This is a genomic window from Pedobacter sp. T50_32 (genome assembly GCF_057652195.1).
On record NZ_JBYFBY010000008.1, the window covers coordinates 99,975 to 112,235 of the forward strand.

At 37.8% G+C, this 12,261-nt stretch carries 12 protein-coding genes; 7 read left to right on the forward strand and 5 right to left on the reverse strand.

From position 1 onward, the window contains the following. The 7 genes from atpH (at position 1) to AC23ME_RS19215 (ending at position 7,210) form a co-directional block, all read left to right on the forward strand. A complete protein-coding gene (atpH, locus tag AC23ME_RS19185; protein ID WP_487729363.1) occupies positions 1-537 on the forward strand; it encodes an ATP synthase F1 subunit delta in 537 nt (178 codons plus the stop codon). A 100-nt stretch (positions 538-637) separates the two neighbouring features. Then, positions 638-2,212 (forward strand): F0F1 ATP synthase subunit alpha, encoded by a 1,575-nt coding sequence (gene atpA / locus AC23ME_RS19190; RefSeq protein WP_487729364.1) that lies wholly within the window; start codon positions 638-640, stop codon positions 2,210-2,212. 68 nt (positions 2,213-2,280) lie between these two features. Next, on the forward strand, positions 2,281-3,162 hold the full coding sequence (gene atpG / locus AC23ME_RS19195; RefSeq protein ID WP_487729365.1) for an ATP synthase F1 subunit gamma: 882 nt from the start codon (positions 2,281-2,283) through the stop codon (positions 3,160-3,162). Positions 3,163-3,321: 159 nt separating this feature from the next. Next, positions 3,322-4,101, forward strand: a complete 780-nt coding sequence (locus tag AC23ME_RS19200) for a 5'-nucleotidase, lipoprotein e(P4) family (RefSeq protein ID WP_487729366.1) — start codon at positions 3,322-3,324, stop codon at positions 4,099-4,101. Between the two features lie 62 nt (positions 4,102-4,163). Next, positions 4,164-4,376 carry a hypothetical protein gene (locus AC23ME_RS19205; RefSeq protein WP_308849448.1) on the forward strand — a complete coding sequence of 71 codons (213 nt, stop codon included), beginning with the start codon at positions 4,164-4,166 and terminating at the stop codon, positions 4,374-4,376. Between the two features lie 335 nt (positions 4,377-4,711). Beyond that, the gene (locus tag AC23ME_RS19210; RefSeq protein WP_487729367.1) at positions 4,712-5,587 is read left to right on the forward strand and encodes a DUF4349 domain-containing protein; all 876 of its coding nucleotides are present in this window, start codon (positions 4,712-4,714) and stop codon (positions 5,585-5,587) included. Between the two features lie 168 nt (positions 5,588-5,755). Further along, positions 5,756-7,210, forward strand: a complete 1,455-nt coding sequence (locus tag AC23ME_RS19215; protein WP_487729368.1) for a M28 family peptidase — start codon at positions 5,756-5,758, stop codon at positions 7,208-7,210. 50 nt (positions 7,211-7,260) lie between these two features. On the opposite strand, the gene AC23ME_RS19220 is transcribed toward AC23ME_RS19215, so the two are convergent. The 5 genes from AC23ME_RS19220 to recJ are packed head-to-tail and all read right to left on the reverse strand — an operon-like array spanning position 7,261 to position 12,230. Then, positions 7,261-7,689 carry a CBS domain-containing protein gene (locus AC23ME_RS19220; RefSeq protein WP_487729369.1) on the reverse strand — a complete coding sequence of 143 codons (429 nt, stop codon included), beginning with the start codon at positions 7,687-7,689 and terminating at the stop codon, positions 7,261-7,263. A gap of 59 nt (positions 7,690-7,748) precedes the next feature. After that, complete coding sequence (locus AC23ME_RS19225; protein ID WP_487729370.1) at positions 7,749-8,180, reverse strand: YkvA family protein; 432 nt, start codon at positions 8,178-8,180, stop codon at positions 7,749-7,751. 32 nt (positions 8,181-8,212) lie between these two features. Then, on the reverse strand, positions 8,213-9,721 hold the full coding sequence (locus AC23ME_RS19230) for a GH3 auxin-responsive promoter family protein (RefSeq protein ID WP_487729371.1): 1,509 nt from the start codon (positions 9,719-9,721) through the stop codon (positions 8,213-8,215). Positions 9,722-9,732: 11 nt separating this feature from the next. Then, entirely contained in the window at positions 9,733-10,467 is a 735-nt protein-coding gene (gene lptB / locus AC23ME_RS19235; protein ID WP_487729372.1) for an LPS export ABC transporter ATP-binding protein, read from the reverse strand. Between the two features lie 59 nt (positions 10,468-10,526). Beyond that, positions 10,527-12,230, reverse strand: a complete 1,704-nt coding sequence (recJ, locus tag AC23ME_RS19240) for a single-stranded-DNA-specific exonuclease RecJ (RefSeq protein ID WP_487729373.1) — start codon at positions 12,228-12,230, stop codon at positions 10,527-10,529. Positions 12,231-12,261: the final 31 nt, after the last annotated feature.

The following is a 12,261-nucleotide window of genomic DNA, read 5'->3' on the forward strand; positions in this document are numbered from 1 at the left end:
ATGTCAAGTAAAGCAGGAGCTAGGTACGCAAAATCATTGTTAGATCTTTCTAAGGAGCAAAACGCTGTTGAAGAAGTGAAGAATGATATGGTGTTTTTTGAAAAGATAGTAGACGATAATTCTGAGTTGGAAGCTATTCTTAAAAATCCAATTGTGCCTTTGGATAAAAAACAAGGTATTTTGCAAGGGATTTTTGGAGGTAAAGTACACGCCATTACTGCTAGTTTCTTTAAACTGGTAGTAAATAAAGGTCGTAGCTCTATCTTATATGATACATCAGAGCAATTTATTGCACAATACAATGCTATTAAAGGTATTGTAACTGCAGAAGTAACTTCGGCAAGTGCTTTAACTGATGCGAACAAAGCAGAAGTTGTAGCTTTAGTGAAGAAAGAATTAGGTGCTAGCGAAGTTGTACTGAAAGAAAAAGTAAACCCTGAGTTAATTGGTGGTTTTATTTTGAAAGTTGGCGATAAGCAATTTGATGCCAGCATAGCTAGTGGCTTAACTAAACTTAAAAAGGAATTTGCGCACTAGGTTTTGCGCATAGCGATAAGCGTTTGGCGTATCGGTCGCATAACGCCATACGCTTAACAAAGAAAACATTTACAAAAAGATATCAAAATAACATAAAATTATGGTAGAGGTAAGACCAGACGAAGTTTCGGCAATTATCAGACAGCAATTGGCCGGCTTCAAATCAGAAGCTGAACTTGAAGAAGTTGGTACTGTATTGCAAGTGGGCGATGGTATTGCTCGTGTTTACGGCTTAACTAAAGTTCAAAGTGGTGAGCTTGTTGAGTTTGCAAACGGTTTGCAAGGAATTGTATTGAACCTTGAAGAAGATAACGTGGGTGTGGTATTATTAGGCCCATCTGACGAGATCAAAGAAGGTGATACAATTAAACGTACTAAGAAAATTGCTTCGATTAAGGTTGGAGAAGGTATGCTTGGTCGTGTGGTAAACACATTAGGCGAGCCAATTGATGGTAAAGGACCTATCGCTGGTACTACTTACGAAATGCCTTTAGAGCGTAAAGCTCCTGGGGTAATCTATCGTCAGCCAGTAAACGAGCCGCTACAAACTGGTATCAAAGCTATCGATGCGATGATTCCAATTGGTCGTGGTCAACGTGAGTTGGTTATTGGTGACCGTCAAATTGGTAAAACTGCGGTTTGTATCGATACGATCATCAACCAAAAGGAATTTTATGAAGCTGGTCAGCCAGTTTTCTGTATCTATGTTGCTTGTGGTCAAAAAGCAAGTACCGTAGCAAATATTGTACGTACTTTAGAAGAGAATGGTGCAATGCCATACACAGTAGTTGTTTCTGCATCTGCTGCTGAGCCTGCTCCATTACAGTTCTATTCTCCGTTTGCAGGTGCTGCAATTGGCGAGTTCTTCCGTGATACTGGACGTCCTGCTTTAATTGTTTATGATGATTTATCTAAACAAGCTGTGGCTTACCGTGAGGTTTCATTATTATTGAAGCGTCCTCCAGGTCGTGAGGCTTATCCAGGTGACGTGTTCTATTTACACAGTCGTTTGTTAGAAAGAGCTGCGAAAATCAACGCCAACGATGATATCGCTAAAAACATGAACGATTTGCCAGAGTCTATCAAAGGTATCGTTAAAGGTGGTGGTTCATTAACTGCATTGCCAATTATCGAAACTCAAGCTGGTGACGTTTCTGCATATATCCCTACTAACGTAATTTCGATTACTGACGGTCAGATCTTCTTGGAGTCGAACTTGTTTAACGCAGGTATCCGTCCAGCAATTAACGTAGGTATCTCTGTATCACGTGTAGGTGGTAACGCACAAATCAAATCAATGAAAAAAGTTGCTGGTACTTTAAAATTAGACCAAGCACAATACCGTGAGCTAGAGGCTTTCTCTAAATTCGGTTCTGATTTGGATGCAGCTACTAAATCTGTACTTGATAAAGGTGCTCGTAACGTAGAATTTTTGAAACAAGCACAGTTTACTCCGTTTAAAGTTGAAAACCAAGTTGCTATGGTTTACGCAGGTACTAAAAACTTAATGCGTAGCGTACCTGTAAACAAGGTTAGAGAATTTGAAGCAGATTACTTACAAGCATTAGAAATGCGTCATCCAGAGACTTTAGCAGCATTAAAAGCTGGTAAGTTTGATGATACCATTACTGGTGTATTGGAAACTGTAGCAAAAGAAATTTCAAGTAAATATTAAATTGTTTGGCGTTGGGCGCATAGCGATGAAAAACGCTTAGCGCTTAACGCCACACTCTATACGCAAAAATGGCCAATTTAAAAGAAGTAAGAAATCGTATTGCCTCTGTGCAGTCAACTCAGCAAATTACCAAAGCTATGAAAATGGTTTCGGCAGCGAAGTTGAAGCGTGCTACCAATGCGATTGTTCAATTACGTCCTTACGCAACTAAGTTAAAAGAGATCTTAGGAAATCTTTCGGCTAGCTTAGAAGGTTCTACTTCTCCGTTTACGGATGAAAGAGTACCTAATAAAGTTTTGATTGTTGCTGTATCGTCAAATAGAGGTTTAGCTGGTGCATTTAACATGAATGTAATTAAAGCTACCAACAACTTAATTGCCGATAAATATAGCGAGCAGCTAAAAAAAGGTAATGTAAGTATTGTTTCTATTGGTAAGAAAACTCAAGATTTTTACGAGAAACGTGGTTATAACGTAATTGGTAATAACAACGAAGTTTATCAAGCACTTACTTTCGAAAACGTAACTAAAATTACGGATGCTATTATGGCTGGTTTCGAAAAAGGCGAGTTTGACAAAGTAGAGTTGGTGTACAATCAGTTTAAAAATGCGGCTGTACAAATTATTACTACAGAGCAGTTATTGCCATTGCCTAAAACAGAAGGAGTAGTAGAGGTTAAAGCTTCTAACGTTGATTATATTTTAGAGCCAAATCAAGAAGAGATCGTTTCTCAATTGATCCCTAAATCAATCAAAATCCAATTGTACAAAGCGGTGTTAGATTCTCATGCTTCTGAACATGGTGCTCGTATGACATCAATGGATAAAGCAACTGAAAATGCTGGCGATTTATTAAAAGCATTGAAATTGTCTTATAACCAAGCACGTCAGGCAGCAATTACAACTGAGTTAACTGAGATTGTAAGTGGTGCAGCTGCATTGAATGGATAATTAGTTCATTTGTTCAATAGTTTATTGGACAAGTAATTGAAAATATAAAAACCCTTATCGTTATTCGGTAGGGGTTTTTTAATTGAATCTGTACTCACTTGCTAACATCCTATGGCTTTTAGCTTTTAACTTTATACTTTTGAGCTATAACAATTAATTATGAGATTTAGATTTTTAATCATCGCCTTATTGGCTATCCCAACCTTCGCATCTGCACAAAAGAAAGGTGTTTCGCCAGAAAGAGATTGGACAAATGCGGTATTATGGCAACAATATAGTGGCGAGTATAGAGCTTTGGCTTTTCAGGCTTATAACTTCGCTAGGCTATCCTTAAAAGAGGCTTTATGGGAAAACCAAAATGGTAAACCTAATTGTATTATCGTTGATGCTGATGAAACCATTATAGATAATTCACGCTTTCAAGGCTATGAAATTCAGCATGGTGTAAGTTATGTGCCTGCAGATTGGACTGCGTGGACAGCAAAGGCAATGGCGGATACAGTGCCAGGTGCCTTGTCTTTTTTGAAGTTTGCCGCTAGCAAAAATGTAGAAACTTTTTATGTAACTAACCGCGATGAAGCAGATAGAAAAGGTACTATTGAGAATTTGAAAAAATTGGGTTTTCCTAACGTAGATGAAGCGCATATCTTGCTAAAAAGTACAACATCTGATAAACAGGAACGTAGAAATAAAATATTGGAAAAATATAACGTGCTGTTGCTTTGCGGCGATAATTTGAGCGATTTTTCTAATGTTTTTTATCGTGAAGGCAAAGATACAAAAGAGCAAGTTGATGCGCATCAACATCTATTCGGTACTAAATTTATTGTATTGCCAAACCCAATGTACGGCGACTGGGAAAAGCTACTTTATAAAGAAGGAAAGTTTGACGAGCAAGAAAGAGCGAAACAACGCTTAGAAAAGCTGAAAAGTTATTAAAACATAGTGTTTTTTCTCAAAGAAATACTATTTTTGCCACAACAAAATAAAAATTAGAAAACATGGATGCTAAAGAAAGAGAAAACAGCATGAAAACAGCCAATAATTCGGCTATCTATTCTTCACTTGCTTTATGGACAGTAGTTACTGTAATTGGCGTATTTTTACGTTTCGTTATCGATACTGTATTGTTTTCGTACATATCTTGGGCAATTTTGGCAGTAGGTTTTATCATGTGTTGCGTAACTGCCTTCAAAATTTTGAACGCAAAATAATTTACATCAAATTATAAAAGAAAAATCCCTTCACAGTTACCTGCGAAGGGATTTTTTTATGCTTGAGCATTTAGAAACTATTGATTGACAACTGCCAAATGAAAACTGTTATGGGTTACCTTCGCAGATTTTTAGCATTAAGCATAAAACCTCTATACAAATTGTCTTCCTTAAGGAATTAGCATGCTTAAGACAATTTTGTTAAGGATGAGTTTACAACTTAAAAACCTTAAACAAGATGAACCGTCCAAAGTTCAATAATCATTAAATTAAAAAATGATTATTTAATTTTTGGAGAGGAACATCTTACAGTTGAAAATAAAATCTAAAACAAGATGAAAAGACATTTTGCTATTATAGCTACGGCTGCAATTCTATTTGCAGGCTGTAGTGCCGAACATAAAGCCGAAAGCGCTGACTATGCTTCTACAGATACAATAGCTGCAGATGCTGTGGCAAATGGAGAATTAGTGGAGAAAATGACCAAAACTGCTGATATGCGGTTTCGGGTGAAAGATGTGCAGCGTACCAAGGAAGACTTAAGCGCTACCATTAGAAAGCAAGGCGGATTGGTGATGGAGTTCAACATCAACAGTTCCATTCAAAATTCAGAGAAAGTTAAATTTAGTTCAGATTCATTAAAAGAAATCACTGCATATAGAACCGATGGTTACTTGGTTGCCCGTGTTCCGTCAGACCAACTAGATGACTTGACCAATCGAGTAGCTGGTATGGCTGTTTTCGTGGATAATCAATCTTTGAAGATGGAAGACAAAAGCATGGATTATTTGGAGAATAAACTGAAAGCAGAGAACAGGATTGAAGCTGTTGAAAGGATCAACAAAGTTGCTACAAAGAAAAGTGCCAATGTAGAAACTTCGCTGAACATCAAAGATGATTACGTGGATAGAAAAATCGAGAATTTGAGTATCGATAAGAGAGTGAAGTACAGCACGATTTCTTTAAGTTTTTATCAAGACAATACTATTAAAACGATGATAGTCGCTAACGATAATATCTACGATTATAAACCAGATTTCTTCAGAAGGTTAGGATTAAACTTACTTGATGGCTGGATGTATTTCAAAGAGTTCATTCTGTTCTTGTCTCGATTGTGGATGTTCATTTTAGCTGGTGTGATTGCTTTCTTTGTAATTAGATACTACACAAAGAAACAAAGTGAAAAGACATTTTTGCCGCCGAGTAATTAGCCTCTTCGTCATTTCGACGAGGAACGAGGAGAAATCTAACAAAATGAAGCATAGAGTTAGATTTCTCCACAAGGTCGAAATGACGAGAAGACTATGTAAAATTTAAACTATACAAAGCAGTTCCTGCGTTAAATTGCTAACTTCAATCTAGCTAAACTATAACCATAAATGAAGAAACTAATTCTTTCCGCTGCGCTTGTAACCTTGATGCTAAATGTAAAAGCTCAAGACAACTTTTCAGCTGTTTTTAAGCAGATTAATACAGAAGTTCAATCTAACTCTGAAGCTTATCAGAACTTAAAGGAGTCTACCGAGAAAATTGGACACCGTTTAACTGGCTCTGCAAATGGCGCAAAGGCGGAAGAACAGGCTTATAATCTTTTCAAGTCTTATGGTTATGAGGTAAGATATCAGCCATTTGAAGTAGAAAGCTGGGATAGAAAGACACTAACTGTAAAGATTGGAAGTGATAAGGAGAATTTATCGACAGTTAAAGCAGTTACTTTGGCTCATTCGCCGGTAAAAGCTAATGTAACTGGCGAGCTCATTGATGTTGGTAATGGTTTGGAGACAGATTATCAGCCGTTGAAAGAAAAAGTTAAAGGTAAAATTGCCTTGATTTATTTAGGTGTGCTGCCAGGTTCTCCGGCGGGTACAGCATCTTTGCATCGTTCTGAAAAAACGGCAATCGCTACCAAATATGGTGCAATTGGGGTAGTTATCATTAACAAAGTTGAAAATGGTGTGTTACTTACTGGAACAGCTTCGGTAACGGGAAAATTAATTCCAATTCCTGCAGTTTGTATTGGTCTAGAAGATGGTATGGCTTTGAAAGCAAAATTAAAAGCTAGTGCTCAATTCGCCCAAATAGATATGACCAATTTCTCTGGAATGATTAAAGCCAGAAACGTTATTGCTACTTTAAAGGGAACATCCTTACCTAATGAAAAAATTGTAGTGGGCGGCCACTTAGATAGCTGGGATTTAGCAACTGGAGCAATTGATAACGGCATAGGTTCTTTCTCTATTATTGATATGGCTAGAACCTTCAAAAAGCTGAAATTGCAAAACAAACGTACCGTAGAATTTGTGATGTTTATGGGTGAAGAGCAGGGTTTGTTAGGCTCAAAAGCTTACGTAGCGCAAGGCTCGAAAGACAAAACTCTAAATCAGGTGCGGTTTATGTTAAACTACGATATGAACAATGACCAAAAAGGTTATGCTGCCACGAGAAAAGAAATGGAGCCATTGTTTAAAAGCTGGGGAGCTGAGGTGATGAAAATTGATACAGGATTTAAAAATCTATTTCACGCCGGTGCGGGATTACATAGCGACCACCAACCTTTTATGTTAGAAGGAATTCCTACTGGCACTGGGGCTGGCAGCAAATTGCCCAATAATTCAGGACCATTCTACCATTCAGATGGTGACGGTTTCCATTTGGTAGACGAGCAAGGATTAAAAAATACAGTGCGTTATTCATCAATGTTAATCTACGCATTGGCGAATACACCAAAAATTCCTGTCAATAGATTTTCGGATGCAGAATTGAAGGCTTTTTTGGAAAGTCAAAAATTAAAGGAGCCGCTAAAAATAGCTGGCGAATGGAAATGGGGAGATTAATTTATTGAAAGTTGTAAAGTTTACATATAAAACTTTACAACTTCTTTTATCTAGCTGTTAATATAGCTTTCCAGCTGTGAAATAGTCTGCTTTTGATCTGCGATGATGAATTTTACCACATCTCCAATAGAAACCATGCCAACTGCTTTGTTGTCTGCTACTAAAGGCAAGTGTCTAATGTGTTTGTCGGTCATGATTTGCATACACAAATCAATACTATCCGATGCTGTTACTGTAATTGGGTTGGGTGTCATTACTTCGCTAATTGGGGTGTCTTTAGAAGCTTTTCCTTGCAGAACGATTTTTCTGGCATAATCACGTTCTGTAAAAATGCCCATCAACTGTTCATTCTCGATGATCAATAGTGCACTTATGTTTTTATCGGTCATTAGTTTTAATGCATCTAAAACCGAAGTGTTGGTTGTAACACTAAAAATTTGTAAAGGCTTAGTGGCAAAAATTTGTTGAACTGTTTTCATGGTCTGCTGTTTGTTGGTTACCTAAATTTACTTAAAATAAAAGTAAATACAAACAAGAGCTAACTTAAGACTTCTATGGTGTTCTGTTGCTTGCCTCCCGTAGTTTTCTTCCAAGCCTCGTATTTCAGCAACTCTTTCGAGATACGTTTGTAAACAAAACCTAGAATAAACGCATCATCAAGAAATCCCATTCCTACAATAAAATCTGGAACCAAATCTATTGGCGAGATGAAATACAACAAGGCAGCTAAAACAGAAACAATGGAACTTTTGGGTATATCGACATAATTGCCCTTAGCATAATCCTTCGTTAAGGAAAAAAGCAACAGTAGCTGAGCCCAAATATCAGTTAGTGCACCTTTATTTGCAGTAGCTTTCTTTAAACCTTCTTCAATTTTTGAAAGGGTTTCGCCTTTGTTGTTTACAAGCTCGCCTGCCTTCTTATTAAAAGCATCGAACTTCGTTTTAAGTTTTCTGAAATTTATTTTCATGGTTCCGAAAACTATCAATAAACGTACCTAAACTACAGCAACTTCAAAATCTCGTCTACGTATTCTCGGTTATTAGCTAAACGAGGTACTTTATGCTGACCGCCCAGTTTACCTTTTTCTTTCAGCCACTTATAAAAAGTTGCTTCAGGCGCATTATGAACTTTTGGTCTTTTCAATGCCATGTCTTTGAAACGTTTAGCATCGTAATCTGAATTTACTTCGCGTAAAGTATCATCCATTACATCAATAAATTTTTCAAAATCTGTAGGCTGCTGCTCGAATTCAATAATCCATTCATGGCCACCGGCTTCTTCACCACTAAAGTAAATAGGGCAGGCGGTGTAATCTTTAATTTTAGCGTTTGTAAGTGCGCAGGCCTTTGTCAGTGCATTTTCGGCGTTGTCTATAATCACTTCTTCACCAAAAGCATTTATAAAGTGTTTGGTGCGACCAGTAATTTTTATTCTAAAAGGAGATAACGAAGTAAAATGAACGGTATCTCCAATCATATAACGCCATAAACCGCCATTGGTGCTAATAATGATAGCGTAGTTCTTATTCAGCTCTACCTGATCTAACGAAAGTGTTTTCGGATTTTCATCTTCAATATTTTCCAGTGGTAGAAATTCGTAGTAAATGCCGTAATCCAACATCAATAACAGCTCATCTGAGTGAGACTGATCTTGGATACCGAAGAAACCTTCCGAAGCATTATAAGTCTCCAGATAATACATCTCTTCAGAGGGTATAAGCTCCTTAAATTGCTGACGGTAGGGTGTGAAATTAACTGCACCGTGGAAATAAGCTTCGAGATTTGGCCAAACTTCCAATAGGTTTTTAGTGCCGGTAATTTCCATCACTTTTTTTGCCAAAACAATGGTCCAGGTGGGTACGCCAGAGATGTTGGTTACATTTTCTTTGATAGTCGCTTCTGCCATGCGGTCTATCTTCTCCTCATAATTATCCATCAGGGCGATAGACATATCTGGCGTTCGGTAGTATTCTGCCCAAACAGGCAGGTTTTTAATCAAAACGGCAGATAAGTCACCGTAATGGATATCTTCACAAAGTTGATTAATTTGATGACTACCACCCAAAACCAAACCTTTTCCCGTAAACATTTGGCTGTTCGGTCGGTTATTGCAATAGATGGATAGCATGTCTTTGCCACCCTTAAAGTGACATTCTTCTAAAGCTTCTTCAGAAACAGGAATAAACTTGCTTCTATCGCTCGTAGTACCCGATGATTTTGCGAACCATTTAATTTCTGATGGCCACAGGATGTTTTGTTCACCTTGCAACATCCGTTCGATATAGGGTTTGAGCGTATCGTAATTTTGGATAGGCACCCGATCTTTAAACTGCTGAACTGTTAAAATAGATTTGAAGTCGTAAAGTTTTCCCCATTCGGTATTTTCGGCACTAGAAATTAAGGTGTGCAACCACTCATCCTGAACGTCTAATGGGTATTTCATGAAAAGCTCAATCTGATGGATCCGCTTTTTCATATACCAGGTAAAAATTGAATTTACAATCGCCATCAGATTTTCTTTTATAGATTTTTCTTGCGTAGAACGAAGTTAGAACCCAAATAAACCTTTCGTACCATTTCGTTGGCGGCCAACACTTCTGGCGTTCCAGATTCCAGAATTTTTCCTTCAAAAAGTAGATAAGCTCTATCGGTAATAGATAAAGTTTCTTGTACGTTATGGTCGGTAATTAAAATGCCGATGTTTTTGTTTTTAAGCTTTGCAACAATGCTCTGGATTTCTTCTACCGCAATAGGGTCAACTCCGGCAAAAGGTTCATCCAATAAGATAAAATTCGGATTTGCAGCCAGCGCCCTAGCAATTTCTGTACGTCTACGTTCGCCACCAGAAAGCAAATCGCCACGATTTTTTCTCACTTTGTGCAAGCTAAACTCGTTAATCAGCTCCTCTAGCTTCTCTTTACGTTCTTCTTTGCTTAGTTTGGTCATCTCCAAAATGGCCATAATGTTATCCTCAACAGTTAACTTACGGAAAACACTAGCTTCTTGTGCCAGATAACCAATTCCTTTTTGAGCCCGGCGATACATAGCATCTTTGGTAATATCTTCGCCATCTAAAAATATGTTGCCCTCGTTTGGTTTAATTAGCCCCACAATCATGTAAAATGATGTAGTTTTACCAGCACCATTTGGTCCTAATAAACCCACAATTTCTCCCTGACTAACTTCAAACGAAACATCGTTAACAACTGTACGCTGCTTATATTTCTTGATGAGATGCTCTGCTTTTAAAATCATTTATATTTACGATTTTAGATTTACGAATTCTTAACGTCTTTATTCCTTGCTCGTTATCCTTATTCGTTAATCTTTATTCCTTTTATATTTAGTTGAATGCGCTTTTTATCTTTCCAGTTATTCTCTTCTATCGTATAACAAATAGAAAAAAGCTGATTTGGTTTTAACAGTTTTTCAAATTCGCCAAGGTTAAAACCAATAGCTTCAAAAATAGGCGAATTTTGTTGTTTTACATTTATTTTTAAATGATTTGTACCTACAATTTGTGGTATGCCAGCAAGTATCACATTTTTAGTGGTAAATACTGGTGCCATGTTTAGTGGGCCAAAGGGTGCCATTTGTGCTAATACCCTAAAGAACTTGCCGTTTATTTGCGCAAAATCTATTGCTGCATCAATGTTAATTTCTGGAATTAATAACGCAGGATCGATACTATTTGATACTACCTGCTCAAATTTCTCGGCAAATAGAGGTAGATTTTGGGGAGCAATGGTTAAACCCGCAGCATATTTGTGCCCGCCAAATTGGATAAGTAAGTCGCTGCATTCTACCAAAGCTTCGTATAAATCGTAACCAATCACAGATCTGGCCGAACCAGTATAATTGCCATTAGAATGGGTAAGTACAATTGTTGGTCGGTAGTATTTCTCTGTCAACCGTGAAGCAACAATGCCGATAACACCTTTGTTCCAGGTTTCGTGAAATACAACAGTAGTTTTTCGGTTAATTAAAATCTCGTCTTGCTCAATAATAGCCAGTGCTTCTAGTGTAATGTCTTTATCAAAGCTCTTGCGTTCCGTGTTTTGTAGGTTAATGAGCGCACTTTGTTCATCAGCAATAAACTCTTCATCGCTCAAAAGCATTTTCACAGCTTCATTGGCGTGCGCCATCCGCCCCGCGGCATTAATGCGAGGTGCCAACATGAACACCACATCCATTATCGAGTAGTTTTCTGTTTTGCCCGAAATCTGCATCAAAGCCTTTAGTCCGGTAGACGGATTTTCGTTCAACTTCAACAACCCGTAATAGGCCATTACCCTGTTCTCATCTACAACCGGAACAATATCTGCAGCGATGCTCACCATGCACAAATCCAAATATTGTTCGTAAAGTTCGTCGGGTAAATCTTTGGCAACGCAATACGCTTGTGCTAGTTTAAAGCCAATGCCACAACCAGAAAGTTCCTTAAAAGGGTACTCGCAATCTTCACGTTTGGGATCCAAAACCGCAACTGCGCTTGGAATTTCTACACCAGGTAAGTGATGGTCGCAAATGATAAAATCGATGCCTAAAGAATTTGCATAGGCAACTTTGTCGTTAGAGCGAATGCCACAGTCTAAAGCAATAATTAAGTTGAAACCATTTTCATGGGCGTAATCAATACCCTGAGTAGAAATGCCGTAGCCTTCGCTATGTCTATCGGGAATGTAGTAATCAATATTTTTGGTAAACTGATGGAAAAACTGATAAGCAAGTGCTACCGCTGTGGTTCCGTCAACATCGTAATCGCCGTAAATTAAAATCTTTTGACCACTGTTGATGGCTAAATCAATTCTATCAATGGCAGCTTCCATGTCCTTCATTAAAAAAGGATCGTGTAAATGTGCCAGCTGTGGTCTAAAAAAATGACGAGCTTCCTCAAAAGTGACGATGCCTCGTTGCACTAGAATTTGAGCTAAACTTTTGTCTATAGTGAGTTGATGGGAAAGCTCTTCAATTGTTTCATGATTTGCATTCTGATTATGTACCCATCTTTTCTCCATAGTTGTATATTTGTAACCCGTAAATATATCA